Origin of the sequence: Burkholderia sp. KJ006, from assembly GCF_000262695.1 — a bacterium.
GTDB lineage: Bacteria > Pseudomonadota > Gammaproteobacteria > Burkholderiales > Burkholderiaceae > Burkholderia > Burkholderia vietnamiensis.
Genome location: NC_017922.1, coordinates 222333 through 247468, shown reverse-complemented (window position 1 = coordinate 247468; position 25136 = coordinate 222333). Strand labels below are relative to the sequence as shown.

At 67.1% G+C, this 25136-nt stretch carries 20 protein-coding genes and 3 pseudogenes; 6 read left to right on the top strand and 17 right to left on the bottom strand.

Features of this window, described 5'->3' with window-relative positions:
* Position 1 precedes the first annotated feature (1 nt).
* The 8 genes from MYA_RS25140 to MYA_RS25105 form a co-directional block, all read right to left on the bottom strand.
* Complete coding sequence (locus tag MYA_RS25140) at positions 2-1198, bottom strand: glycosyltransferase family 9 protein (protein ID WP_041494427.1); 1197 nt, start codon at positions 1196-1198, stop codon at positions 2-4.
* Entirely contained in the window at positions 1195-1806 is a 612-nt protein-coding gene (locus MYA_RS25135) for a D-glycero-alpha-D-manno-heptose-1,7-bisphosphate 7-phosphatase (RefSeq protein WP_014725664.1), read from the bottom strand. The genes MYA_RS25140 and MYA_RS25135 overlap by 4 nt, the downstream gene beginning before the upstream one ends.
* Complete coding sequence (locus MYA_RS25130; RefSeq protein ID WP_014725663.1) at positions 1797-2546, bottom strand: SDR family oxidoreductase; 750 nt, start codon at positions 2544-2546, stop codon at positions 1797-1799. Before MYA_RS25130 ends, MYA_RS25135 begins: the two co-directional genes overlap by 10 nt.
* A gap of 191 nt (positions 2547-2737) precedes the next feature.
* Positions 2738-3265: a hypothetical protein gene (locus tag MYA_RS25125; RefSeq protein WP_034192865.1), complete on the bottom strand. Its 528-nt coding sequence runs from the start codon at positions 3263-3265 to the stop codon at positions 2738-2740.
* Positions 3207-5885 carry an ABC transporter transmembrane domain-containing protein gene (locus MYA_RS25120; protein WP_050991265.1) on the bottom strand — a complete coding sequence of 893 codons (2679 nt, stop codon included), beginning with the start codon at positions 5883-5885 and terminating at the stop codon, positions 3207-3209. Before MYA_RS25120 ends, MYA_RS25125 begins: the two co-directional genes overlap by 59 nt.
* 164 nt (positions 5886-6049) lie before the next feature.
* Positions 6050-6892, bottom strand: a complete 843-nt coding sequence (locus MYA_RS25115) for a BON domain-containing protein (protein ID WP_014725660.1) — start codon at positions 6890-6892, stop codon at positions 6050-6052.
* Positions 6855-7277 carry a hypothetical protein gene (locus MYA_RS31780; RefSeq protein ID WP_014725659.1) on the bottom strand — a complete coding sequence of 141 codons (423 nt, stop codon included), beginning with the start codon at positions 7275-7277 and terminating at the stop codon, positions 6855-6857. The genes MYA_RS25115 and MYA_RS31780 overlap by 38 nt, the downstream gene beginning before the upstream one ends.
* A gap of 131 nt (positions 7278-7408) precedes the next feature.
* Positions 7409-7756 carry a hypothetical protein gene (locus MYA_RS25105; protein WP_011879837.1) on the bottom strand — a complete coding sequence of 116 codons (348 nt, stop codon included), beginning with the start codon at positions 7754-7756 and terminating at the stop codon, positions 7409-7411.
* A 256-nt stretch (positions 7757-8012) separates the two neighbouring features.
* Here MYA_RS25105 and MYA_RS25100 point away from each other — a divergent pair, with 256 nt between their 5' ends.
* On the top strand, positions 8013-9602 hold the full coding sequence (locus tag MYA_RS25100; protein ID WP_014725658.1) for a hybrid sensor histidine kinase/response regulator: 1590 nt from the start codon (positions 8013-8015) through the stop codon (positions 9600-9602).
* A 4-nt stretch (positions 9603-9606) separates the two neighbouring features.
* On the opposite strand, the gene MYA_RS25095 is transcribed toward MYA_RS25100, so the two are convergent.
* The 8 genes and pseudogenes from MYA_RS25095 to MYA_RS31520 form a co-directional block, all read right to left on the bottom strand.
* Complete coding sequence (locus MYA_RS25095; RefSeq protein ID WP_014725657.1) at positions 9607-9873, bottom strand: ferredoxin; 267 nt, start codon at positions 9871-9873, stop codon at positions 9607-9609.
* 29 nt (positions 9874-9902) lie between these two features.
* Positions 9903-11108 (bottom strand): zinc-dependent alcohol dehydrogenase, encoded by a 1206-nt coding sequence (locus MYA_RS25090; RefSeq protein ID WP_014725656.1) that lies wholly within the window; start codon positions 11106-11108, stop codon positions 9903-9905.
* Between the two features lie 215 nt (positions 11109-11323).
* On the bottom strand, positions 11324-11569 hold the full coding sequence (locus MYA_RS25085; RefSeq protein WP_014725654.1) for a hypothetical protein: 246 nt from the start codon (positions 11567-11569) through the stop codon (positions 11324-11326).
* A 194-nt stretch (positions 11570-11763) separates the two neighbouring features.
* A complete protein-coding gene (locus MYA_RS25080) occupies positions 11764-12033 on the bottom strand; it encodes a hypothetical protein (RefSeq protein ID WP_014725653.1) in 270 nt (89 codons plus the stop codon).
* Between the two features lie 49 nt (positions 12034-12082).
* Entirely contained in the window at positions 12083-12310 is a 228-nt protein-coding gene (locus MYA_RS25075) for a hypothetical protein (protein WP_148278607.1), read from the bottom strand.
* A 167-nt stretch (positions 12311-12477) separates the two neighbouring features.
* Positions 12478-13026, bottom strand: a complete 549-nt coding sequence (locus MYA_RS25070; protein WP_139164673.1) for an H-NS histone family protein — start codon at positions 13024-13026, stop codon at positions 12478-12480.
* A gap of 96 nt (positions 13027-13122) precedes the next feature.
* Positions 13123-13767 (bottom strand): annotated as a pseudogene (locus MYA_RS32655) (YadA-like family protein); the annotation flags it as partial.
* Between the two features lie 120 nt (positions 13768-13887).
* A pseudogene (locus tag MYA_RS31520) lies at positions 13888-20184 on the bottom strand (ESPR-type extended signal peptide-containing protein); the annotation flags it as partial.
* A 52-nt stretch (positions 20185-20236) separates the two neighbouring features.
* Here MYA_RS31520 and MYA_RS32650 point away from each other — a divergent pair.
* Positions 20237-20482, top strand: coding sequence for a hypothetical protein (locus tag MYA_RS32650; protein ID WP_226246453.1), 246 nt, complete (start codon positions 20237-20239; stop codon positions 20480-20482).
* A 78-nt stretch (positions 20483-20560) separates the two neighbouring features.
* Positions 20561-21073 (top strand): hypothetical protein, encoded by a 513-nt coding sequence (locus MYA_RS32645; RefSeq protein ID WP_050991249.1) that lies wholly within the window; start codon positions 20561-20563, stop codon positions 21071-21073.
* Positions 21074-21396: 323 nt separating this feature from the next.
* On the opposite strand, the pseudogene MYA_RS32640 reads toward MYA_RS32645, so the two are convergent.
* Positions 21397-21501: pseudogene (locus MYA_RS32640) on the bottom strand (ESPR domain-containing protein); the annotation flags it as partial.
* Between the two features lie 957 nt (positions 21502-22458).
* Here MYA_RS32640 and MYA_RS31515 point away from each other — a divergent pair.
* From MYA_RS31515 to MYA_RS25040, 3 genes are read left to right on the top strand one after another with little or no spacing between them, the layout of a single operon-like run.
* Positions 22459-23019, top strand: a complete 561-nt coding sequence (locus tag MYA_RS31515) for a hypothetical protein (protein WP_146230258.1) — start codon at positions 22459-22461, stop codon at positions 23017-23019.
* A 57-nt stretch (positions 23020-23076) separates the two neighbouring features.
* Complete coding sequence (locus MYA_RS25045; protein ID WP_083854919.1) at positions 23077-24150, top strand: Dyp-type peroxidase; 1074 nt, start codon at positions 23077-23079, stop codon at positions 24148-24150.
* A complete protein-coding gene (locus tag MYA_RS25040; protein ID WP_014725646.1) occupies positions 24143-24958 on the top strand; it encodes a family 1 encapsulin nanocompartment shell protein in 816 nt (271 codons plus the stop codon). The genes MYA_RS25045 and MYA_RS25040 overlap by 8 nt, the downstream gene beginning before the upstream one ends.
* Positions 24959-25136 lie beyond the last annotated feature (178 nt).

Below are 25136 nucleotides of genomic sequence, written 5' to 3'. Positions count from 1 at the left end.
GTCAGCTCCTGGTGATGGCGTGCGCGAAGGGGATCACGTTCGAGGCGTTCACCGCGACCGGCGCGGCGCCGTGTGCGGCGGCGCGCGCGGCCGCACGCAGCGCATGACGCTCGCCGCCGCGCACCAGCGCGTGCGTCACCGCGACGACGTCGTCGACGCTCACGCCGAGCAGGCACGGATGCCCCGGTTGATCGCACACGCTGCGATAACAGTTGCGGCACGGCACATCGACGTTCAGCACGCGGTGCGGCACGCGCCACGGCGTGTGCTGCGGGTTGGTCAGCGCGTACAGGTCGACGACCGGCGTGCCGAGCGCGGCCGCGAGATGCACGGGGCCGCTGTTGTTCGACAGCAGCAGGTCGGCCGTTTCGATCAGCGCGCCGAGCTCGCCGAGCGGCAGCGCGCCGGCGAGCGGCACCGCGCGCGGCCCGGCGCGCTCGCACACGGCTTCGACCAGCGCGTGCTCGCTCGCGCTGCCGGTCACCGCGATGCCGTCGAACAGCGGCGCGAGCCGCGCGGCCGCCTCGCCGAAGCGCTCGGCCGGCCAGCGCCGCGACGCGGCGCTCGCGCCCGGATGCACGACCAGCCAGCGCGCGCGCGCCGGGTCGCGCGGCCCGCCGAGCCGTTGCAGCGCCGCGCGCAACCGCGCGTGCAGCGCGCGGCGCGCGGCGTCGCCCGGCTCGAACGCCATGCGCCAGTCGGACGTCGTCGCGCCGACCGAGCGCACCAGCGCGAGCTGGCGCGCGACCTCGTGGCGCACGTGCGATTCCGGCTCGGTCTCGGGCACGCGGTCGGTCAGCAGCTCGTACGGATTCTCGCGGCAATGCGCGAGCCGCAGCGGAATGCCCGCGAGCCAGCACATCATCGCGGCCGGCAGCGGGCTCTGGCTGTAGACGGTGAAGATCACGGCCGCATCGAAGCGCCCGGCCAGCAGGCGGTCGACCATGTCGAGATCGGCCACCGGATCGCCGCGCGCTTCCGGATGCTTGACCCACGGCGCGTCGTACGTCCACACGTCGTCGACCATCGGCAGGTGGCCAGCGAGCGCCGCGCCGCTGCGCGACGTCAGCAGCGTGAGCTGGCGGCCGCGGCCGCCGTCCTTCAGCGCGCGCAGCGCGGGCGTCGTCATCAGCACGTCGCCGAGGCTGTCGAGGCGCACGCACAGGATCCGGCGCGCACGATCCCAGGCGGTGCTCATCGCCGCACCCACGTGCCGTGACACCGCGCGACCTCGCGCACGACAATGTCGGCCGCGAGATCGAGCCGGTCGACCACATGGTGCGGCGTGCGCGCGGCGTCGAGCCGCCATTCGGTCTCGTTGCCGCAATCGACCAGGATCGTGCCGCAGCGCGCGGTGCGACCGGCCTCGACGTCGTCGAGGATGTCGCCGATCATCCAGCTCGATTCGGCGAGTGCGCCGAGCGTCGCGAGCGCGCGCCGGACCATCCCGGGGCGCGGCTTGCGGCAGATGCAGTCGCAGGTGTAGCGCGGCACGCTGCCCGCCGGGTGATGCGGGCAGTAAAAAAAATCCGCCAGCGCCGCGCCGTTCTCTTCGAACAGTTCGGCGAGACGCTGACGGACCGCGCCAAGCTTCGATTCGGGGAAGTAGCCGAGCGCGACGCCCGGCTGGTTCGAGACGACCGCGATCGGCATGCCGGTCGCGCCGAGCGTGCGCAGCGCTCGGCCAGCGCCGGGCGCGAGCCGCATGCGCGCGGGATCGACGTTGTACGGCACGTTCTCGAGCAGCGTGCCGTCCTTGTCGAGCAATACGGCGCCGGGCAGCCGGCGCTCGCGCGTCAGGGCCATGACGTCTCCTTCATCGGCAGCACCATCAGCTCGGGCACGACGGTGCCCGGCGGCTGCGTCAGCACGAAACGCACGGCCGCCGCGACGTGCTCGGGCGGCTGTAGCGTGTCCTCGTCGATGTCGGGGAAGCGGTCGAGCAGGAACGGCGTGCGCATCCCGCCGGCGACGATCGCCGAGACGCTGACGCCCGCGGGCCGCAACTCCGCATGCAGCGCATGCGACAGCCCGAGCAAGCCCCACTTGGTCGCGTGGTACGCCGACGCGTTCGGCCACGCGCGCTTCGAGGCGGTCGACGCGATGTTGACGATGTGCCCGCTGCCGCGCGCCTTCATGATCGGCACGGCCGCGTGGCACATCAGATACGGGCCGAACAGGTTGGTCATCATCACCTGCTGCCAGGCGTCGACGCTGACGTCGTCGATCGGCGCGGTCACGTCGATCGCCGCGTTGTTGACGATCACGTCGAGATCGCCGAGCGCCTCGCGCGCGTCGTGCACGACCTGCAGCACCGACGCTTCGTCGCGCACGTCGAGCGGCCGTCCGATCGCCTGTCCGCCGTGCCGCTCGAGGCGCTGGGCGACGGCTGCGGCGCGATCGCCGTCGAGATCGGCAACGATCACGTGCGCGCCGTACTGCGCAAGTTCCTCGCAAATGGCCTCGCCGAGGCCACGGCCACCGCCGGTGACGAGTGCGGTGCGGCCGGCGAGCGGCGGTCGGGCTGAATCGTGAGTCGCGTTCACATATACCTCCTGCAAGCGGTTCGAAGAAATCCTGAGGATCGAGGCCGTGACACTTGTCGGGACAAGTGTCGATGCAGGGGAGTAGAGCGAGAAGCGTGCCACTGCCGGGGCGCCCGCGCCGCATCGCGGTGGCGCGCGCGCCCGCTGGCTTTTTTATAACCGGCTGTAAAAACCGGCCCGCAGGCGCGCGCTCAGATCGCGAGCGCGTCCGGCGTGGCCTGCGCGCGATGCTTCGCGACCGCGCGCAGGCAATGCGCGATGCAGCCGGCGAAGGCTTCGTCGAACCAGGGCTGCGCGCCCGACACGCCCACCACGATGCCGTGCTGCGCGACCGCGCCCCACAGGTTCGTGTCGCCCGCGCGCAGCCGGTACGGCTCGAGCGCCTGCACGACGTGGCCGTCGCGGCCGGTTTCCCACGACAGCCGCGCCTTCGCGCGGGCGTATGCGCGGTAGTCGGCATCCCAGTCCTTCGGATCGGGCAGCGAGAACTCATACAGGATCGCGTCTTCGAACGCCGCGTCGCGCGGGCCGATCGCCGGGTCCATGATGACGATGTGCAGACAGCCGCTGTCGCCGACGAAGTCGCTCTGCAACGCCGCCGACAAGGTCGGCAGCAACAGCTCGACGGCCGCGACCGCGGCCTGACGGTCGGCGAACGCGCTACCGCCGCGCTGCTGCGTCGGCGTTTCGGGAGTCGTCGGGTTCAGAAGGTTCGGCATGTATCTCTCCAGTGGAAGTTGCGAGCGCGCGCAGCGTCGCGATCAGGTCGGCCGCTGCCGCGGGCTTGGTCAGGTAAGCATGGAATCCCGCTTCCACCGCACGCGTGCGGTCGCGCTCGCGCGCGTGGCCGGACAGCGCGAGCGCTTCGAGCGGCGCGCGTCCGTCGCGCGGGCGCTCGGCGTCGAGCTGGCGCACGCGGCTCATCACCGCGTAGCCGTCGTCTTCGTCGTCGCCGAGGTCGATGTCGCAGACGAGCAGTGCCGGCCACTCCGCGCGCCGCGTGCGCCACAGATCGTCGAGCAGCGCCTGTCCGGACGCGAACGCGTGCACGTCGGCGCCGGCCGTCTGCAGCAGCGCGGTGAGCGCCTCGCGCGCCTCGTCGTGATCGTCGACGCATGCGACGCGCAGCCCGTCGAGCGGCTTCGCGCCCGCGGGCTGCGCGTCGGTCGAGGCCGGCGCGACCGCGCTCATCGGCAGCGACAGGTGCAGCGTCAGGCCGTTGTCGTCGCGTTCGCGCACGACGTAGCCGCCCGCCTCCTCGATCGCCGTCTGCAGCGGGTCGAGATCGACCAGCGACAGCTCCGGCGCATCGACGCCCGCGCACGTGATCGTGATGCGCGCGTCCGGGTCGTGACGCGCGGTGCGCACCTCGAGCTGGCCGCCGCCGCTCGCGTCGATGCCGGCGCGGCACATTTCCCAGACGAAACGCCGCAGCGCGGCCGCATCGGCCTTGACGACGAGATCCTCGTCCGCCAACTGGCGAAACACCGGCACCGCGCGCTGCGCGGCCGCGTCGGCGAGCGAATCGAGCACCTGCGCGACCAGCGGGTTGATGCGCACCGGCAGCCGCGCGAACTTCGCTTCGGTACGCTCGAGCTCGCGCTGCTTCGCCTGCAACGCCCACATCTGCGCATAGACGCCGCCGCTCGCGAGCAGCTCGTCGTGCGTGCCCTGCTCCACGAGGCGGCCGTGCTCCATCACGAGAATCCGGTCGGCATCGACGACCGTCGACAGCCGGTGCGCGATGATGAGGCTCGTGCGGTGCTGCGCGACGCGCATCAGCTCCTGCTGGATCGCGAGCTCCGAGCGCGTGTCGAGCGCCGACGTCGCCTCGTCGAACACGACGATCGGCGGCGCCTTCAGCAGTGCGCGCGCGATCGCGACGCGCTGCCGCTCGCCGCCCGACAAGCGCACGCCGCGCTCGCCGACCCGCGTGTCGTACGCGTCGGGCAGCCGCTCGATGAACGCGTCGAGCTGCGCGCTGCGCGCGGCCGCGATGATTTCCGCGCGGGTCGCGTCGCGCTTGCCGTAGCCGATGTTGTACGCGAGCGTGTCGTTGAACAGGATGGTGTCCTGCGGCACGATGCCGAGCGCGTCGCGCAGGCTGCGCTCGGTGACGAGGCGCAGATCCTGGCCGTCGATGCGGATGATCCCGGCGTCGGGCTGGTAGAGCCGGAACAGCAGCCGTGCGAGCGTCGACTTTCCCGAGCCGCTGCCGCCGACCACCGCGACCGACTGGCCGGGCTCGATCCGGAACGACACGTCCCACAAAATCTGCCGGCTCGGCTCGTAGCCGAAGTCGACGTGCTCGAACTCGATCGCGCCGCCGCGCACCACGAGCGGTTGCGCGCCCGGCGCGTCGCCGTCCTCGCCCGGCTTGCCGCGCGCGTCCAGCAGCCCGAACAGCCGCTCGATGTTGGTCAATGCGTCGTTCGCCTCGCGGAATACGAAGCCGAGCGCGTTCAGCGGCAGGCTGATCTGGATGAGGTACGCGTTGATCAGCACGAGATCGCCGACGGTCATCGTGCCGCGCGCGACGTGCTGGCCGGCGAGCAGCATCACCGCCGCGATGCCGGCGCCGATGCAGGCGCTCTGGCCGATATGCAGCGTCGACAGCGCGTACTGGTTGTCGACGCCGGCGTCGCGCCACGCGTCGAGCACGCGCTCGAGGCGGCTGCGCTCGACGTCCTCGCGCGCGAAGTATTTCACCGTATCGACGTTCAGCAGGCTGTCGACCACGCGCGAATTCGATTCGGCTTCCAGCGCATTCACGCGGCGCTGATAACGCATCCGCCGCCGCGTCAGCGCGATCGTGTACCCCGCGTAGACCGCGAACGTGACGAGGATGATCGCGGTGAAGCCGCCGCCATATTTGCTGATCACGATTACCAGCACCGAGCCGATCTCGATCGCGGTCGGCACGACGGTGAACACTGCGACGCCGAGCAGATAGCCGATCCCGGCCGTGCCCTTCTCGAGGTCGCGCACCACCGCGCCGGTTTCGCGCTGCGCATGAAAGCGCGCGCCGAGCCGATGCAGGTGGCCGAAGGTGCGGGTCGTGAACGACGCGACGGTGTGCTGCGTGACCTGCACGAACGTCATGTCGCGCACTTCGTTCAGTGCGTTCGCGGCGAAGCGCACGACCGCGTATGCGAACAGCAGCCACACCGGCAGCGCCATCGGCTGGCGCGCGGCGCCGGCGAAGCCGTCGATGATCTCCTTGAGCAGCAGCGGCACCGAGATGGCCGCCGCCTTCGCGAGCACGAGCAGCGCGACCGCAGCGAGCACGCGCGCGCGGTACTGCCAGATCGCGCGCCACAGCTCCAGTGCGATGCGCATGCGCAGGCCGCGCTCGCGGCGGTCGCGGCCGGCTTCGCGCGCGCCGGCGCCGCGCGTGTCACGATCGTCGCCCGTGCCCCGAAGCAGGTCGTCGGTCCCGTTGTTCCCGTTGGTCATGCGTACGATGTCGGTGTCCTTGGTCTATCGGTCGCGCGCATCGCTCGTCAATGGCGCGGCTCGCGGTCGGCGCCGTTTTCGTCGCGGCGGGCGGACCCGGACTCCGGCTCGGGCTCGCGGGTGTTCGGGTTCGGCCGGGTCGGCGTGACCGTGCGTTGCGACGGACGCAGCACCGTGCCCGTGTCGTGTTCGCCGTCGCGACGCACGCGCACGCGGTTCTCGACGTCGCGCACGCCCATGCAGTCGTCGGAGAGATCCTCGATGTCGTGCTTCATCCAGCGCGTCGGCACCGTGCCCTCGAGCACGACGCAGCCGTCGCGGACCTCCACGCTGACGTCGCTCACGTCGATCTCAAGCGCGCGCGCCAGCCGCTCGCATACGTCCTCGCGAATGCGCTCGTCGGAACGCGTGTAGCCCTTCGGGCCGGTGCGAGCGCGCATCGCGCCGCCGCCGAAGCGCGACAGGTCCGGCGCTTCGCCGGGCCGGCCGTCGCGCGGGTCGCGTGCGTCGTAGCCACGTTCGCCGCGGTAGCCGCCGGTACGCCATTGCGGTTCTCCGCCGCGCTCGCCGCCCGTGCGTTGCGGGTCGCGACGACGTTCGCCGTAGCCGCGGCCCGGCTCGCGCGCGCCGGCGGGCGCATCGCGCCAGCCGGCGCTGCGTTCTTCGGCCGGCGAACGCGCGGCGCGCTCGCTCCACTCGCTGCCCCAGTCCTCCGGGCCGACGTCCTCGCTCCTGAACCGGTGGTATGCCGATTCGTACGCTTCTTCCGGCCACGGCGACGGCTCGTCGGTGATACCGCGCCCCACGCCCCGGTACGCGCGTTCGTCGCGCTCCTGCCAGTCGGACGAGCGACTACGGCCGCCCTGCCCTCCGGGATATCGTCGTTGCATGGTGTCTCTCCTGGTTCGCGCCCGTTGCACGCACGGCCCGATGCCGCATCGCGGCGCGCGTCGATGCAAGGGTTGCAAGCTGCGTGCCGCATTGGTTGCGGCTGCGGGCAGCGGGGGCCGTTGCGGTGACGGGATCGACGTGGTTCTGACGGTTGTCGGCGTGTTCGGCGTGTTCGGCCTTCTCGGCCTTCTCGGCCTTCTCGGCCTTCTCGGCGTTCTCGGCGTCCTTGCGGTTCTTGCGGTTCTTGCGGTTCTTGCGGTTCTTGCGGTTCTTGCGGTTCTTGCGGTTCTCAGCGTGCTCGAATGCCCGAGTCCCCGCGGTCGCGCCGGTGGTCCCGGCGAAACAGCCGGCGACACGCCATTCAGATACGGCCGCGCCAACCATCCCGGCATCGAGCGGTACCCGACCACCGCCACCTACCCCACCGGCCGCCCGTCACCGAGAGCCCCTACCCAGCCCGCACTATCTGCAACGCGATTGCAGTTTTTTCGCATCCACCGCTCGCAAGCCGCCCGCTAGACCGACCCGGCATCCGGATCGTCGGTATTGCCCGGTTCGCTCAGCCGCTCGGTGTGATCCGGTTCGATGTCCGCATCTTCGTCGAGCCCCGCGTCGCCGTCCGCGGACGCGCGCTCGCCGGTACCCGCACGGTCCGTGTCGCTGTCGAGCGCCGCGTCGCCGCGCTCGAGCGCGTGCTGGTCGAGCGGCGAATCGACGTCGAACGCGTGACGCCGCGCGCCGACCGTGTCGCTGCCGCTGTCCGACGAGTCGCTCGGGCCGAGCGCCCGCCCATCGCGGCCGCGCCGCTCGTTGTCCTCGTCCGGGCCGATCGGCTCGTTGTCGGGGTCCAGTGTGCTGTTCATGTCGATGCCCTCTCGTAACGGTGAAGCGCCGCCGAAGGCCGCCGTACGGGCCGCAGCGGGCAGATGGCAGCGCTGCGCAATCGGCATGCCGGGCCGGTCGCTCGCAGGGGGCACGCGTGATGCGCACCCATTCATCAGGGGAATTGAGTACCCTTATGGTTTCGACCGGGTCCATTCGATTCCAACAATTGCCGCAGCGGCGCACCCGGCGTCGGCCGGCCGCCGCTCGCGCGAGCCCCTTTCATTAGCCGTTCCGATGACACAAGACGACGCCATTTCCGACCCGCATCCGCCACTCGGCCCCGCCGATGCACGCGATCTCCTGCACCGCTTCGCCGAATTCCGGTTCGAGACGGTCGTCGGCGCGATCACCGACTACGCCGTATTCATGCTCGACCCGCAAGGCAACGTCGCCACGTGGAATCGGGGCGCCGAGCGCATCAAGGGCTATCTGCCGGCCGAGATCCTCGGCCATCATTTTTCGCGCTTCTACCCGCCCGAAGCGATCGCGGCCGGTCGGCCCGCGTTCGGGCTGCAGGAAGCGGTCGCGCACGGCGGCTTCGAGGACGAAGGCTGGCGCGTGCGCAAGGACGGTTCGCGGTTCTGGGCCAGCGTGACGATCACCGCGGTGCGCGGGCCGGGCGGCCAGCTGGTCGGCTTCATCAAGATCACGCGCGACATGACCGAGCGCAAGCGGCTCGCCGAACTCGAAGCGTCGACGCATCGGCTCAGCGTGTTCATCGCGATGCTCGCGCACGAGCTGCGCAACCATCTCGCGCCGCTGCGCCATTCGGTCGGCGTGCTGCAGAGCCTGCCCGAGCCGGCGCCCGCGCTCGCGCAGTGCCGCGACGCCGTGCATCGCCAGGTCGGGCAGCTGACGCGGCTCGTCGACGATCTGCTCGACGTCGGCCGCATCACCGCCGGCAAGCTCGAGCTCGACACGGCGCCGGTGACGATCCGCGATCTCGTGTGCCGCGGTGTGGAGAGCGTCCAGCCGAAACTGGCGGCGCGCGAGCAGCACCTGCGCGTCGACGTACCCGACGCGCCGCTCGTCGTGCGCGGCGATGCGGCGCGGCTCGTGCAGGTGCTGCACAACCTGCTCGACAACGCGTCGAAGTTTTCGCCGTACGGCAGCCAGATCGGCATCGGCGCGCGCATGGAGGACGGCGCCGCCGTGATTCGCGTCAGCGACCGCGGCATCGGCATCGCGCCCGGCGCGCTCGAGTCGATCTTCGACCTGTTCGATCAGGGCAACGCGACCGGCACGCTCGCATCGGACGGCTTCGGCCTCGGCCTCGCGATCTGCCGGTCGTTCGTCGAACTGCACGGCGGCGCCATTTCGGCGGAAAGCGCCGGCCCCGGCCAGGGCGCGACGTTCGTCGTGCGGCTGCCGGCCGAGCCCGCCGACCAAGCGGCCGCGCTCGAAGCGTCAGGCGCGCGCAGCGTCGCGCCGCCCGCTGCCGAGCCGCTGCGCATCGTCGTCGTCGACGACAACCGCGACTCTGCCGATACGCTCGCCGTGCTGCTCGAAGTGAAAGGCCACGCGCCGCGCGTCGCGTACAACGCCGACGACGCGCTCGCGCTCGCGCGCGAGTTCGCACCGCAGCTGATGCTCGTCGACCTGTCGATGCCCGACGTCGACGGCTTCACGCTGCTGCGCGAACTGCGCGCGATGGATGCGCTGGCCGGCACGACCTGCGTCGCGCTGTCCGGCCATGCGCGGCCGACCGATCGTGCGCGCACCGCGAGCGAGGGCTTCGACGATCACCTCGTGAAGCCCGTCGAAATGGCGGTGCTCGACGCGCTGCTGGAGCGCGTCGCCCGCAACGCTCAGGCGAACCGCTGAACCCTCACGCCATCGCGCGGCACATCGCCGCGCAGGCTTCGCACGCCTGCGCGCACAACGCACACACTTGCGGCGCGAGCGTGCTGCGCCGTGCCATCGCGCCCGACGCGACGCGGCACAACTGCGCGCATTCGATGTCGAGCGCGATGCAGCGGGCCAGCGGGTTCGTGTCGGATTCGGCGAGGCATCCGGCGAGGCATCCGGCCGCACACGTGTCGCATGCGTCGCACGCGTCGATGCAGTTGTCATAGGAAGCGTTCGTTTCGTTCATCGCAGTACTCCTCGTGATGGTTGCATCGGTCAGGGCGTCAGCTTCACTTTCATCCAGCCGGGCTCGCGCACGTCGAACGCGCGATACGCGTCGATCGCGTTGGTCAGCGGCTCGCGGCGCGTGAGCACCGCGGCCGGATCGAACGCGCCGCTGCGCACCAGCTCGATCAGATGCGGCGTGATGGTCCGGTGGTTGCAGTTGCCCATCTTGATCGTGAGATTGCGGTTCATCGCCTCGCCGATCGGAAACACGCGCGCCTGCGGCGGATACACGCCGATCACCGACACCGTGCCTGCTTTCGCGACCGCGCGCACGGCCCATTGAAGCACCTGCGATGGCCCGTCGCCCGGCACCCAGTTGCGACCGTCCGGCTTGCGGCGCGGTGCGACCGCGTCGACTTCCGCATCGAAAGCGCGCGCCGCGTCCGCATCGGCCGCCGCAGGCCCATGCGTGGCGCGCATAGCGTCGACGCCGACCGCATCGATCGCGCGGTCCACGCCGATCCCGCCGGTCAGTCGCAGCACCGCGTCGACCGGATCCTCCTCGGCGAAGTCGATCGTCTCCGCGCCCTGTGCGCACGCCATGTCGAGCCGCGACGCGATACGGTCGATCGCGAACACGCGGCCCGCGCCCATCAGCTTCGCGCTCGCGATCGCGAACTGGCCGACCGGCCCCGCACCGAACACCGCCACCGTATCGCCCGGCTTGATCTCCGCGAGCTGGGCGCCGAAGTAGCCGGTCGGGAAGATGTCGGACATCAGGATCGCGCGGTCGTCGTCGATCGAATCGGGCAGGCGGATCAGGCTCGCATGCGCAAGCGGCGTGCGCGCGTATTCCGCCTGCAGTCCGTCGAATGCGCCGGTATCGGCCGGACCGCCAAAGAACGCGGTGCCCGCACGCGGGCCGCCCGGATTCGCGACGTCGCATTGCGCGGTGTAGCCGGCGCGGCAATACGCGCAGCTGCCGCATGCGACGGTCGACGGGATCAGCACGCGGTCGCCGCGTTTCAGATTGCGCACGTCCCGTCCGACCGCCTCGACGATGCCGACGCCCTCATGGCCCAGAATCGTGCCCGGCTTCATGCCGCCGAGCGTGCCGCGCACCATGTGCAGATCGGTGCCGCAGATCGCGCTGGCCGTCAGGCGCACGACCGCGTCGGTCGGCTGCGCGAGTTGCGGGTCGGGCACCGTATCGACGCGGATATCGCCGATGCCGTGAAATACCACTGCTTTCATGTCAGGCCCTCCTTGTCGAAAGTGGGAACGGTCCGGGGACCGTCGCACTGTTCGAGCAAGGCGCGCGCCCGTTGCGCGTCGGGGGCAACGCAGTGGAGTGATGCAGGTGAAACGTCGATCGCGAAGGACCGATTCAGCGGTCTATCGGCGGCACCGTGGTGGTGCCCGGCGCCGCGCGTGCGCCCTGGCGCCGGCAATCTGGCGGGCGCGGCGGTTCAGGCCGTGCCGCGGTCGTGACGCGGATACCGGTGTTCCACGCTATGAGGCGTTTCGTCGGTGACGGGCTTGAGCGCGAAGCGACGTTCGGGCAACGTCTTTTCCGTATGGAACGCCTCGGGATACTCGACACGCAAGCGCTTGATGACGTCGTCGAGGAACATGCCGCCCTGACGCTTCGCTTCCTGTAGTTCCTTACGCGCCGATGCAGGCAGAAAGAACCCACACCCGATGTCCTTCTTCATATCACGCCCCTTGCTGGTTCTTGCGATTTCCGTTGGAACGGTGGCAGCACGTCGGCACTTCGCTGCGACGTCGGCCACACGTAGCGAAGCCCTTGAAATCCACGTGTGGCATTCAAGGGCTTCTGGGTCGATCGTCGCCTCGCTTACGGGATCGACTTGAAAATCAGTGTACTGCGCGGTGTCGCGCGCGACTGTCAAGCATCTTCAGGATGGGGCCGCGCCGACGTGCGACGCATCGACACAGGCAGCCCGAGGACGAGCATGTGGAGCGCCAACGGCACCAGCACGCCGTCGTCGACGAAACCCAGCACGGGCATCGCGAAGTTGAACGGCTCGAATGCGTACAGCGCGACGACCGCCAGCGCGGGAATCAGCCACACCGGACGATCCGGGTGAGCGAGCGCGCCGTACAACACGCGCAGATCGTGTCGCGCAGTTTTCCAGAGCAGCAGCAGGCGCTTCATCGTGCGATTCTCCGTTATCGAGCCGGTATCTTGACCGTTGCGCGCGCATTCACTTCCGCGGCGCGACGTGAGCCGGCTGCGTCGCGTAGATGATCTTCAGCGCGACGTATTGTGCAACGGCGATCGCCAGCACCGCCGCGATCAACGCGACGATCTTGCGACGCCGGCTATGCCCGCCCGCAGGTCGAGCCGCGACATCTGCTTCCGGGCGCGAGTAGCTCAACGCCCGCAAGTCGCCGATTCCCTTGCTGCTGTCGTGCATCGCCTTCATCGGCATCATCCGCTCTCGATTCATGTCGTTCGTCCATGCGAATTCATCGGATGCGATGCGTCCGATCGACGAGGGCGACGGCGCCGTCCCGACCGTCGGTGGTGAATCGTGCCAAGAAGCGCGATCCGGCGCTCGTGCTCATCGACGACCGATACGTCGAGGTCCGCATCGGTTCAGCACGTCTCTACGCTTTCTTCCAGCAGGAATTCGCTGAGGTCCTTGCCGACCAGCCACGCCGGCCGGCGTCCTTTCCCGCACCAGGTTTTTCCCGACACCGGGTCGAGATATTTGGGCGGCGGTCTTTTCATGACGGCCGCATTCCGCTTCGACAGCGCAGCATGACTGCTGCGTATCGGTAACGCCCTTCGCAGATCGTCGAGCGTGATGTGATAGGTCAACATCGTCTCCACGATATTCGCAATGACGTCGTCGATTTCGCGGTCTCGCGCCGCGGCCAACCGATGCAGGAGTTCCCGCTGCTGTCGGACCAGGTCACAATACTTTTCCATCTCAACGTTTTCACCGCTCGGAACAAAACAATCTTCCCGGCGAATCGCGCCGGACATATTGGTATGGATAGCGAACGGCCGGCGGCGGCCGCCTTTGAATCGGGCCAGCTCGCGCGAACGTGATGCGCCCGCGAGCCGTGCCACCCATGTGCAGCGCCCCGACACATCGATGCAAATGAATCGATGGTCGGGACGCCTGTTAGCTTTGGCCACTAATCACCGGTCGTCGGCTTTCGCGCTATACCGGTTGTCGTGGATGGAGTGCCCCCGGGCGAGGCCGCGCAGCTTCGCCCGGGGATCACTCACGCGTTACCACTGATACGACACACCGCCTCCGTAGGTGTTGCTGCCGCCGCCGATCCCGACGCCGAGCTTGGCTTTCAGGCTATCGGTGAACCGCACCGAGACGCCGATCGCCCCCGCCGAGTACCCTTGGTAGCTACCGGCACCCACGCCGACCGCGATCGTCTTGCCGGGATCGACCTCCGGGATCATGGTCAGCGCTGTCGCCGCGGCAATGCCCGAATACGCACGGTGCGCGACGTCGTTGATGCCCGACTGGACACGCCAGAGCTGGTTCATGTTCACCGCATCGGTCCCGTTGACCCCCGGCGCCACGTTCGTCAAGCGACGTTCGTTGCCCTGTGAGCCGAACGAAACGGTGTTCGGCTCGGACGCCACCGATCCCGTGCCGATGGCGACCGAGTTCACGCCGACCGCGGTACTGCCCTGGCCGACGGCGGTCGTATTGGCACCCGACGCCGTCGAGCCTTGGCCCAATGCCGTCGAGTTGGCGCCCGTCGCCGCCGCTGCCTGACCGTCCGCCTTCGAGTTGACACCCGACGCGATCGCGCCTTGGCCTTCGGCGGTCGAGTTGTCCCCGGACGCCGTTGCGCCGTTCCCGAGCGCAGTCGAGTTCACGCCGGAAGCCGTTGCACCCTGGCCGACCGCCGTCGAGTTCGGCGCTGCGGACGCACCGGTGCCGATGGCCATGCTGCCGTCGGTCGTCTGCGTCTTGATCGCCGTCAGCGGTGCGACCGCCGTCGACAGCGACGTCAGGGTCGCGTTCGTCGTCGACAAACCGGTCGACAACGACGTGACGGCGCTGTTCGTCGTGCTCAAACCCGTCGAGGTCGAGGTCGACAGCGACGTGATCGCGCTCGCGGTGGACGACAGGCCGGTCGACGTCGAGGTCGACAGCGATGCGACGGCGCTGTTGGTCGTGCTCAAGCCGGTCGACAGCGAACCGACGCTGGTCGAGGTGGATGTGGACAGCGACGCGATGGAGCTGGTCGCCGTCGACAGGCCCGTCGACGTGGAGGTCGACAACTGCGTCAGGTTGCTGTTGGTCGTGCTCAGGCCCGTCGACAACGAACCGACGCTGGAGGCCGTGGAGGTCGACAGTGACGAGATCGAACTGTTCGTCGTGGAGAAACCGGACGACGTCGACGTAGACAACGATGCCAGGTTGCTGTTGGTCGAGCTCAAGCTCGTCGACAGCGACGTGATGCCGCTGGTCGCGGTGGTCAGGCCGGTCGACAACGAACTCACGCTGGTTGAGGTCGAGGTGGACAGGGACATCACCGTGCTGTCGGTCGTGCTCAGGCCGGTCGACAGCGAGCTGATGCCGGTCGAGGTCGACGTGGACAGCGACGTGATCGAGCTCGTTGCAGATGACAGGCCGGTCGAGGTGGAGGTCGACAGGGAGGTCACCGTGCTGTCGGTCGTGCTCAGGCCGGTTGACAGCGAGCTGATGCCGGTCGAGGTCGACGTGGACAGCGACGTCACCGTGCTGTCGGTCGTGCTCAAGCCCGTCGACAGCGAGCTGATGCCCGTCGAAGTCGAGGTCGACAGCGATGTCACCGTGCTATCCGTCGTGCTCAAGCCCGTCGACAGGGAGCTGATGCCCGTCGAAGTCGAGGTCGACAGCGACGTCACCGTGCTATCCGTCGTGCTCAGGCCCGTCGACAGGGAGCTGATGCCCGTCGAAGTCGAGGTCGACAGCGATGTCACCGTGCTATCCGTCGTGCTCAGGCCGGTCGACAGCGAGCTGATGCCGGTCGAAGTCGACGTCGACAGCGATGTCACCGTGCTGTCGGTCGTGCTCAAGCCCGTCGACAACGAGCTGATGCCGGTCGAAGTCGACGTCGACAGCGATGTCACCGTGCTATCGGTCGTGCTCAGGCCGGTGGACAGCGAGCTGATGCCGGTCGAAGTCGACGTGGACAGCGACGTCACCGTGCTGTCGGTCGTGCTCAGGCCGGTCGACAGCGAGCTGATGCCGGTCGAAGTCGACGTGGACAGCGACGTCACCGTGCTGTCGGTCGTGCTCAGGCCAGTCGACAGCGAGCTGATGCCGGTCGAAGTCGACGTGGACAGCGACGTCACCGTGCTATCCGTCGTGCTCAGGCCGGTCGACAGCGAGCTGATGCCCGTCGACGTGGAGGTCGACAGTGATGTCACCGTGCTATCCGTCGTGCTCAGGCCGGTCGACAGCGAGCTGATGCCGGTCGAAGTCGACGTGGACAGCGACGTCACCGTGCTATCCGTCGTGCTCAGGCCGGTCGACAGCGAGCTGATGCCCGTCGAAGTCGACGTGGACAGTGATGTCACCGTGCTATCCGTCGTGCTCAGGCCGGTCGACAGCGAGCTGATGCCGGTCGAAGTCGACGTCGACAGCGATGTCACCGTGCTGTCGGTCGTGCTCAGGCCCGTCGACAACGAGCTGATGCCGGTCGAAGTCGACGTCGACAGCGATGTCACCGTGCTGTCGGTCGTGCTCAAGCCCGTCGACAGCGAGGTCACCGTGCTATCCGTCGTGCTCAGACCAGTCGACAGCGAGCTGATGCCCGTCGACGTGGAGGTCGACAGCGACGTCACCGTGCTATCCGTCGTGCTCAAGCCCGTCGACAACGAGCTAATGCCCGTCGAAGTCGACGTCGACAGCGACGTCACCGTGCTATCCGTCGTGCTCAGGCCGGTGGACAGCGAGCTGATGCCGGTCGAGGTCGAGGTCGACAGCGACGTCACCGTGCTATCCGTCGTGCTCAAGCCGGTCGACAGCGAGCTGATGCCCGTCGAAGTCGACGTCGACAGCGAGGTCACCGTGCTATCCGTCGTGCTCAGACCGGTCGACAGCGAGCTGATGCCCGTCGAAGTCGACGTGGACAGCGAGCTGATCGAGCTGGTGGCCGACGACAAGCCCGTCGACGTGGAGGTCGACAGCGACGTCACCGTGCTATCCGTCGTGCTCAGACCGGTCGACAGCGAGCTGATGCCCGTCGAAGTCGACGTCGACAGCGAACTGATCGAGCTGGTGGCCGACGACAGACCCGTCGACGTGGAGGTCGACAGCGACGTCACCGTGCTATCCGTCGTGCTCAGACCGGTCGACAACGAGCTAATGCCCGTGGAAGTCGACGTGGAGAGCGAACTGATCGAGCTGGTGGCCGACGACAAGCCCGTCGACGTCGAGGTCGACAGCGACGTCACCGTGCTGTCCGTCGTGCTCAGGCCGGTCGACAGCGAGCTGATGCCCGTCGAAGTCGACGTGGAGAGCGAGCTAATCGAGCTGGTGGCCGACGACAAACCCGTCGACGTGGAGGTCGACAGCGACGTCACCGTGCTGTCCGTCGTGCTCAGGCCAGTCGACAGCGAACTGATCGAGCTAGTGGCCGACGACAGACCCGTCGATGTGGACGTGGACAACGACGTCACCGTGCTGTCGGTCGTGCTCAGACCGGTCGACAGCGAGCTGATACCCGTCGAGGTCGACGTGGACAGCGACGTGATCGAACTCGTCGCCGACGACAGACCCGTCGACGTGGAGGTCGACAGCGACGTCACCGTGCTATCGGTCGTGCTCAGACCGGTCGACAGCGAGCTAATGCCCGTGGAAGTCGACGTGGACAACGACGTGATCGAGCTCGTCGCCGACGACAGACCCGTCGACGTCGAGGTCGACAGCGAGGCCACCGTGCTATCCGTCGTGCTCAGACCGGTCGACAGCGAGCTAATGCCCGTGGAAGTCGACGTGGACAACGACGTGATCGAGCTCGTCGCCGACGACAGCCCCGTCGACGTCGAGGTCGACAGCGAGGCCACCGTGCTATCCGTCGTACTCAGACCGGTCGACAGCGAGCTGATACCCGTCGAGGTCGACGTGGACAACGACGTGATCGAACTCGTCGCCGACGACAGACCCGTCGACGTCGAGGTCGACAGCGAGGCCACCGTGCTATCCGTCGTACTCAGACCGGTCGACAGCGAGCTGATACCCGTCGAGGTCGACGTGGACAACGACGTGATCGAACTCGTCGCCGACGACAGACCCGTCGACGTCGAGGTCGACAGCGAGGCCACCGTGCTATCCGTCGTACTCAGACCGGTCGACAGCGAGCTGATACCCGTCGAGGTCGACGTGGACAACGACGTGATCGAACTCGTCGCCGACGACAGACCCGTCGACGTCGAGGTCGACAGCGAGGCCACCGTGCTATCCGTCGTACTCAGACCGGTCGACAGCGAGCTGATACCCGTCGAGGTCGACGTGGACAACGACGTGATCGAACTCGTCGCCGACGACAGACCCGTCGACGTGGAGGTCGACAGCGACGTCACCGTGCTATCGGTCGTGCTCAGACCGGTCGACAGCGAGCTGATGCCGGTCGAAGTCGACGTCGACAGCGAACTGATCGAGCTGGTGGCCGACGACAGACCCGTCGACGTCGAGGTCGACAGCGAGGCCACCGTGCTATCCGTCGTGCTCAGACCGGTCGACAGCGAGCTGATACCCGTCGAGGTCGACGTGGACAGCGACGTGATCGAACTCGTCGCCGACGACAGACCCGTCGACGTGGAGGTCGACAGCGACGTCACCGTGCTATCGGTCGTGCTCAGACCGGTCGACAGCGAGCTAATGCCCGTGGAAGTCGACGTGGACAACGACGTGATCGAGCTCGTCGCCGACGACAGCCCCGTCGACGTCGAGGTCGACAGCGAGGCCACCGTGCTATCCGTCGTACTCAGACCGGTCGACAGCGAGCTAATGCCCGTGGAAGTCGACGTGGACAACGACGTGATCGAGCTCGTCGCCGACGACAGACCCGTCGACGTCGAGGTCGACAGCGAGGCCACCGTGCTATCCGTCGTGCTCAGACCGGTCGACAGCGAGCTGATACCCGTCGAGGTCGACGTGGACAGCGACGTGATCGAACTCGTCGCCGACGACAGACCCGTCGACGTGGAGGTCGACAGCGACGTCACCGTGCTATCCGTCGTGCTCAGACCGGTGGACAGCGACGTGATGCTCGAAACAGTCGTGCTGGCAACCGAATAGAGCTGGCTGCCGTTGATGGCATCAGTACTCGATGATGTGACTTGACCTGCTGCGACGTTGGTAATCTGACGCTCGGCCCCCGCCGAACCGACGCTCACAACGCTCGTCGGAGAAGTACCGGCAAAGTTGCCATATGTCGTGGTCCCGACCGTGGCACTACTCGTCGGACTGGCTGTCGCGGTGACGGACCCTGAACCCAGGGCAACATCATTGGTGTTCGTCGCGACCGCACCCGATCCGAATGCCACCGCGCCGTCGGCGGCTGCCGTCGACGTATTGCCGAGGGCCAACGAGCCCACGCCCGTCGCAATGTTTGCATTGCCCAGTGCGACAGCGCCGTTGCCGGTCGCCGTGTTGTTGGCACCCATTGCCACGGCGCCCGTACCGGTTGCCACGTTCGGATCGCCGAGTGCAACCGCGCCATCACCGCTCGCCGTGTTTCCGACACCGATCGACACGGCCTTGCCGCCGGTCGCCGATGCGCCCTGTCCGATTGCGACTGCACCGTCCGACGATGCATGCGATCCATCGCCAACCGCAACGCTGCTAGCCCCGGAAGCACTTGCATTGGTGCCGGCAGCGAGTGCGTTGATGCCCGTTGCACCGTCGTTGTTGTAATTACCTTGCTGGGTGCCGTTGTCGTTGATGCTGTTGTAGTGACCCTTCGCGGTCTGGATCGCTGTGGAGGTTGAGGTCGACAGTGATGTGATCGAGCTGGTGGCCGACGCCAAGCCGGTCGACGTGGACGTCGAGAGTGAGGTCATCGAACTGTCGGCCGAACTCAGGCCCGTCGACAACGAGCCGATGCCCGTCGACGTCGAAGTGGACAACGACGTGATCGCGCTAGTGGCCGACGACAAACCTGTAGACGTCGACGTCGACAGCGAAGCAACCGAGCTGTTGGTCGAGCTCAAGCCCGTCGAAGTCGAGGTGGACAGCGACGTAATCGAGCTGGTGGCCGACGACAGACCCGTCGACGTCGAGGTCGACAGTGATGCGACCGAGCTATTGGTCGAGCTCAGGCCCGTCGACGTCGAAGTGGACAGCGACGTAATCGCGCTGGTGGCCGACGACAGACCCGTCGACGTCGACGTCGACAGCGAAGCAACCGAGCTGTTGGTCGAGCTCAAGCCCGTCGAGGTCGAGGTGGACAGCGACGTAATCGCGCTGGTGGCCGACGACAGACCTGTAGACGTCGACGTCGACAGCGAAGCAACCGAGCTGTTGGTCGAGCTCAAGCCCGTCGAGGTCGAGGTGGACAGCGACGTAATCGCGCTGGTGGCCGACGACAGACCTGTAGACGTCGACGTCGACAGCGAAGCAACCGAGCTGTTGGTCGAGCTCAAGCCCGTCGAAGTCGAGGTGGACAGCGACGTAATCGAGCTGGTGGCCGACGACAGACCCGTCGACGTCGAGGTCGACAGTGATGCGACCGAGCTATTGGTCGAGCTCAGGCCCGTCGACGTCGAAGTGGACAGCGACGTAATCGCGCTGGTGGCCGACGACAGACCCGTCGACGTCGACGTCGACAGCGAAGCAACCGAGCTGTTGGTCGAGCTCAAGCCCGTCGAGGTCGAGGTGGACAGCGACGTAATCGCGCTGGTGGCCGACGACAGACCTGTAGACGTCGACGTCGACAGCGAAGCAACCGAGCTGTTGGTCGAGCTCAAGCCCGTCGAGGTCGAGGTGGACAGCGACGTAATCGAGCTGGTGGCCGACGACAGACCCGTTGACGTCGAGGTCGACAGTGATGCGACCGAGCTATTGGTCGAGCTCAGACCCGTCGACAGCGAGCTCACGCCGGTCGACATCGAACTGACTGCCGTCGACATCGAACCCACGCTGGTCGACATCGACCCAACAGTGGTCGACATCGAGCTGACGCTGGTCGACATCGAACTCACGCTCGTCGACATCGAACTCACGCTAGTGGACAGCGATACCACGCCCGCATTGAGGACGGACGCGACGCTGAAGAGCTGGCTGCCGTTCACCGCATCCGTCGACGTCGCGCTCACGCGACCGGCCGCGACATTCTGAATTTGTCGCTCGGCCCCCACGGAACCGACGGAAACGACGCCCGCGGTGGCAGGCGTCGCTCCGGCGAAGCCGCTGAACACGGTGCTGCCAATGGTGAACGACGTGGTATTGACGCCGGTGGTTGTCGTCGACCCGTTGCCCAACGCGACCGAATTCGCCACCGACGCGCTAGCCCCGGAACCCAACGCAACGCCCTTGGTGGCCGCAGCGCCAACCAGCGCGCCATCGCCGAGCGCGATCGACCCAGCATTACCGGCCGTCGTCGTATTACCGATCGAAACGGAGCCCTGACCCGCCGCCACGGCCGTGTTGCCGAGCGCCACCGCACCGTTTGCCGTGCCGCCGGTGGCAGTCCCGTCCAAAGTCGCGATGCTGTTGAAGCCCATCGCGATCGCGCCCGTGCCATTGGCAATGCTCGGGTCGCCGATCGCCACGGCGCCAGCGCCCGAGGCCGTATTCCCCGCGCCGATCGACACCGCCGAGCCGGTACCGGCCGCGCCTGCCGCCTTGGCGCCCGCGCCGATCGCCACGTCCGACGCCACGGCCGTATTCGCGTTCTTGCCGATCGCTACCGTATTGACGCCCGTGGCGGTCGCGCCCATCATCGCCAGCCCGTTGGTCGCGCCCGTCGCGACCGTCGAGCCGGCACCGATGCCAACGCCATTGTTGGCGTTGACGGCCGCACCCATCATGGCCAGGACGTTGGTCAACGTGCCGATACGCGCCGTCGCGCCGCCGAACGTGTTGTTATTGCCGATCGAAACGACCCCGCCGTACACGAAAGTGTTCGCGTGGTTACCCGTATCGAGCGTCGGATCTCCGAGAATGACCGTGGAAAGGCCCCAGAGCGTCGGTGAGGACGGCCATTGCGGATTCAGATAAGCAGTGAATAAGTTGTATGCCGTAGTGGTGTTGTTGTAGTAGCTTGAAAACACGACTGAGTCCGGCTGGGCATTATCGCCCGACGCCACCGGCCAAAGCGGCACGCCATCGCTGTTCACCAGCCACAACCAGGACTGATTGCTCCCGCCGCCCCAGTACGTGGTTTGAATGGTCGCATTGCTGGTATCGATCGCGGGCATCACGGTTTGAGCGTGGGCCGCAGGCGCGAACCCGAGCCCAAACGACAGAACCGACAAAGCGGAACTGACCGCGAGCGCAACGCGCGACAAGGCCGGTTCGTTGTCTGCACGTCCCACACCCGACCGAACCCGTGTTCCACCCGACGCTCCTCGGGCGGTGGCCAACTCCGATGCGACAACGAACATTGACTTCGCTTTGCACCAGATAACTTTAAATATCTTATTCATCTCGCCCACCTACTCGTAAGTACCCAATCCCGCGTCACGCTTGAGTCGGACAGCCGCCCGCCATCTCCGCGCCGCGCGGATAGACCGAACCAGCCGATCGCTCTCAATCCCTCAACGCCCCCGCGCTTCTAGTTGAAGTCGCCCTTCATACCCATCGGCAATTGCCGACGCCATTCCAAATAAATCAATCTCAAATTCCGCTATTTAAATAAATCTGACAATGTTCATATCGCCTACCTGCGGAATTTCACCAAAGCCAAATCGAATCGATTCCTGATCCACTTCACCCGTTCCTCGGCATATAAATCGCTCTCCGTCATCGACCTTCTTTGACGCCTTCACGCCACGAGACAACAGTGGAGCGGGCGGTGACCACGACAGCCCCGCCGCCGGTATCCACGGTGGATACGACTACTGATCCGCAATCCGTACGACGAATTTCCGTTAGTAAACCTAAAAGTTGATCTTTCTTTTCAGGAACCCCATCCAGCCCCACCATCGCCCTACAGGCTCTTCACTCTCTGACAATTATTTTTTGTAACATTGCAACAATAGACCGGTCATGTCCATCGCGTTATGTCAGGGATCCATAAGATTTGACATTGATTAACTCTTTAGCCCAAAGCAGCGACGCAAAACGCCGTCATTCGTATGAGCATATTGATGGCAGACTAAGCTTATTTATCTACCAATGCCGAGCCATCGACTTGCCCGGCCCAATTCCCCAACCATTAGGAAGTAATCCACCACTGCAGCGCCCCAGATAGCGCTTCATGTCATTTACGTCAGACTAATTCGTTCAGCAGCTCGGTGAGCCGTAGTTTCAAACGTACATAGGTGTGAACAAATGAGATCGAGAACCGATGGGAGTTGACCGCCCACTTTGTTTCTTATGATCTTTTTCATCGCCGGGCTACCCACTTTGACGTTTGCGAGTAGCCTTCCCAAAAAACTCTGGTGAACTGGTCGAAGTTCGGCAAGGTGCAGATTATCGGATTGCTGAAGGAAGTCGTTGCTGCACGAACGCAGCGCCGGAAGACGCCATGGGTCGTCATAAGAAGCGCGCTCGCCGGCTCGTCCGGCGTTCGAATCGTCAGTTCATCGATGCATCTCGGCAAAGTCGACCGCTACACCGCTTCTGCATGCGGCTGCGCGATTGCCGCCGTAAACAACATCACCCCGCGTCATCCGCCATGCGATCGCAACGACGCGCGGCTCACGGCTCGGCTAGTGTGTAACGCCACCGAATGGCGTGCTTTCCGCCGTATTGGGTCGGCCAGTGTGCGAGCAAGGTATTTAAACCGTCGGGCGCCCCGCCTGCCGAAGCCGCCCGGCCCGAAGCACGCCGCCGATCGCGACAACGGCTCCCGGCGGCTTCCGCATTTCCTGCTCATGTTCCAAAGATCAGTCGAAACTGCTAGATTGCAGGCTCGACGCTGGTACGCAGCGCGCGCCGCCCATGCGCGCACAACGTCCTTCATTCGCATGTCACACAGCCCAAAGAGAACCGTCGCATGACCCAGTCCAACCGTTCGTCTGCGTGTGCCGCGATCTGCGCGGCCCGCGCGTCCCGACATGATTGACCGCCAGCCCGCGATGCAGACCCGCTCCCCGCTCCCGCAGGCCGTCCACAGTCCGATCACGCGCAGCGCCATCTTCATCGTGGCAACCTTGAACCCCGGCGCCGGCCATGCCGACACCATCCGCGCGTGGTGCGGCGACGTCGCCGCGCTCGTGCGCTCGGTCGGCAAGCGCGTGCCGGAGGGCAAGCTGTCGTGCGTGTGCGGCTTCGGCGCCGCCGCGTGGGACACGCTGTTCGGCGAGCCGCGGCCCGCGTCGCTGCATCCGTTTCGCGAATTCGGCGGCGGCGAGCGCGTCGCGATCGCAACGCCGGGCGACATCCTGCTGCACATCCGCGCCGACACGATGGACCTGTGCTTCGAACTCGCGACGCAATTGCTCGGCGCGCTGGGCGACGCCGTCACCGTCGTCGACGAGGTGCACGGCTTTCGGAACTTCGACCAGCGCGCGATGATCGGCTTCGTCGACGGCACCGAGAACCCGGAAGGCCGCGAAGCGGTCGACTTCACGGTGATCGGCGACGAAGACGCCGACTTCGCCGGCGGCAGCTACGTGATCGTGCAGAAGTACCTGCACGACATGGCCGGCTGGAACGCGCTGCCGGTCGAGACGCAGGAGCGCATCATCGGCCGCACCAAGCTGTCCGACATCGAGTTGCCGGAGAACGTGAAGCCGTCGTGCTCGCACAGCTCGCTGACCACGCTCGACGACAACGGCCAGGAAGTGAAGATCCTGCGCGACAACATGCCGTTCGGGCGGCCCGGTTACGGCGAATTCGGCACCTATTTCATCGGCTACGCGCGCTCGCCGGCGCCGATCGAGCAGATGCTGGAAAACATGTTCGTCGGCCGCCCGCCCGGTAACTACGACCGGCTGCTCGACTACAGCCGCGCGGTCACCGGCTCGCTGTTCTTCGTGCCGTCGGCCGACCTGCTGGAAGCGCTGGCCGACCGCGCCGCGCCGGCCGATGCCGGCGCCGTCGCGCCGCCCGTCCCCTCATCTCCCGAGCCGCGTCGTGACGGCTCGCTGAACATCGGATCGCTGAAAGGAGCCCCTATCCATGAATAACCTGCACCGCGAACTCGCGCCGGTTTCGGCGTCAGCATGGCAGCAGATCGAGGAAGAAGTCGCACGCACGTTCAAGCGCTCGGTGGCCGGGCGCCGCGTGGTCGACGTCGAGGGGCCGGCCGGCCCCGCGCTGTCGGCCGTCGGCACCGGGCACCTGTGCGACGTCGCCGCCCCGCGCGAGCTGGTGAGCGCACGGCTGCGCGAAGTCCGCACGATCGTCGAACTGACGGTGCCGTTCGAACTGAGCCGCGATGCGATCGACAGCGTCGAGCGCGGCGCGCGCGACGCCGACTGGCAGCCGGCCAAGGATGCCGCGCAACGGCTCGCCTTCGCGGAAGACGGCGCGATCTTCGACGGCTATGCCGCGGCCGGCATCGTCGGCATCCGCGAAGGCACGTCGAACCGCAAGCTCGCGCTGCCGGCCGACGTCAGCGCATATCCGGACGCAATCAGCGACGCGCTCGAGGCGCTGCGGCTCGCCGGCGTCGACGGCCCGTACTCGGTCGTGCTCGGCTCCGATGCCTACACGGCGCTGAGCGAAGCGCGCGACCAGGGCTATCCGGTGCTCGGCCACATCAAGCGCATCGTCAGCGGCGAGATCATCTGGGCGCCGGCAATCAGCGGCGGCTGCGTGCTCTCCACGCGCGGCGGCGACTATGAACTGCATCTCGGCGAAGACGTATCGATCGGCTATACGAGCCACACCGACAAGGTCGTGCGCCTGTATCTGCGCGAGACGCTCACGTTCCTGATGCTGACGAGCGAGGCGTCGGTGGCCGTCACGCCGCAGGGCAGCGCAGGCGTCTGACGCCGGCTCCGCGCGCGACGGCCTTACTCGGCGGCGCACGCATCGGCCGTGTCGCCGGGGTGGCCCGGCGACGACGGCGGGCATCCATGCGATCCGATCGCACGGCAACCACCCGCGACGAAGCGCACGACACGGCCGGTTCGCACCGGCCATGCCTCATCCACGACGACCGCCGCTT

Coding starts and splice junctions, on each gene's coding strand:
- MYA_RS25140 (WP_041494427.1), bottom strand. CDS start 1,198: ATGAGCACCGCCTGGGATCGTGCGCGCCGGATCCTGTGCGTGCGCCTC.
- MYA_RS25090 (WP_014725656.1), bottom strand. CDS start 11,108: ATGAAAGCAGTGGTATTTCACGGCATCGGCGATATCCGCGTCGATACG.
- MYA_RS25115 (WP_014725660.1), bottom strand. CDS start 6,892: ATGCAACGACGATATCCCGGAGGGCAGGGCGGCCGTAGTCGCTCGTCC.
- MYA_RS25040 (WP_014725646.1), top strand. CDS start 24,143: ATGAATAACCTGCACCGCGAACTCGCGCCGGTTTCGGCGTCAGCATGG.
- MYA_RS25125 (WP_034192865.1), bottom strand. CDS start 3,265: ATGCCGAACCTTCTGAACCCGACGACTCCCGAAACGCCGACGCAGCAG.
- MYA_RS25120 (WP_050991265.1), bottom strand. CDS start 5,885: ATGCGCATCGCACTGGAGCTGTGGCGCGCGATCTGGCAGTACCGCGCG.
- MYA_RS25080 (WP_014725653.1), bottom strand. CDS start 12,033: ATGAAGCGCCTGCTGCTGCTCTGGAAAACTGCGCGACACGATCTGCGC.
- MYA_RS25045 (WP_083854919.1), top strand. CDS start 23,077: ATGATTGACCGCCAGCCCGCGATGCAGACCCGCTCCCCGCTCCCGCAG.
- MYA_RS32645 (WP_050991249.1), top strand. CDS start 20,561: ATGCTGTTGAAGCCCATCGCGATCGCGCCCGTGCCATTGGCAATGCTC.
- MYA_RS25135 (WP_014725664.1), bottom strand. CDS start 1,806: ATGGCCCTGACGCGCGAGCGCCGGCTGCCCGGCGCCGTATTGCTCGAC.
- MYA_RS25085 (WP_014725654.1), bottom strand. CDS start 11,569: ATGAAGAAGGACATCGGGTGTGGGTTCTTTCTGCCTGCATCGGCGCGT.
- MYA_RS25100 (WP_014725658.1), top strand. CDS start 8,013: ATGACACAAGACGACGCCATTTCCGACCCGCATCCGCCACTCGGCCCC.
- MYA_RS25095 (WP_014725657.1), bottom strand. CDS start 9,873: ATGAACGAAACGAACGCTTCCTATGACAACTGCATCGACGCGTGCGAC.
- MYA_RS25075 (WP_148278607.1), bottom strand. CDS start 12,310: ATGCCGATGAAGGCGATGCACGACAGCAGCAAGGGAATCGGCGACTTG.
- MYA_RS31780 (WP_014725659.1), bottom strand. CDS start 7,277: ATGGTTGGCGCGGCCGTATCTGAATGGCGTGTCGCCGGCTGTTTCGCC.
- MYA_RS25105 (WP_011879837.1), bottom strand. CDS start 7,756: ATGAACAGCACACTGGACCCCGACAACGAGCCGATCGGCCCGGACGAG.